The organism is Tenacibaculum sp. MEBiC06402 (assembly GCF_049239625.1).
GTDB lineage: Bacteria > Bacteroidota > Bacteroidia > Flavobacteriales > Flavobacteriaceae > Polaribacter.
On record NZ_JBMKKT010000030.1, the window covers coordinates 1 to 633 of the forward strand.

Here is a 633-nt window from a genome sequence, read left to right on the forward strand (position 1 = left end):
CGTAGTTGAATCCGCCGTAATTGCGGTTATACATTGTTGCCAGTAGTTTTTTATTCCGTTTAGTATGGCTCAAATTTTTCGTTTTTAGGAAATCCGTGATAATAAATTACTTCAATCTCAAAAGCTTTTGCTCCGTTCCAACGCTTAAAATCATTCCATTTCAGCGAGTCTAATATTTTGTCCGATTTAGATAATACCAACGAATCCAATTCCGATAATTTTTGATACGCAATTTGGGCATCCAATTCTTTTGGTATTTCTCCATAGAATAATCGATAAACCGAATTTTTATTCTTTTTCGTGCGCTTATTAATTCCGTCTGAATACAAACTGTAAAAAACAGAATCTGCAACTTTTATTAAAATCCGTTTATTGTCATTTTCATTATTCAATTCGGTTTGCACATAATTTTCGTCTTTTAAGTCAGTCTGAACATAATATTTTACAGTTCCAAATTCCGTTTTTTCTCTCTTAATAATTCCTTTTTTTGTCGAACAGGAAACAACTAAAGTGATTAAAATAAGTAGTAATATTTTTGTTTTTACGTTTTTCATTCAAATTACTGGCAACGTATTTGTGTATGATTTTTTGCGAGAAAAGGACGCGAGTTCTTTTCCGATGTTGCGGAAAGAT

The 633-nt window shown here is 31.6% G+C and carries 1 protein-coding gene; it reads right to left on the reverse strand.

The features are described 5' to 3' along the window. Window positions 1-59: 59 nt before the first annotated feature. On the reverse strand, window positions 60-554 hold the full coding sequence (locus tag ACOSP6_RS00255; RefSeq protein ID WP_422092361.1) for a hypothetical protein: 495 nt from the start codon (window positions 552-554) through the stop codon (window positions 60-62). Between the last annotated feature and the right edge of the window lie 79 nt (window positions 555-633).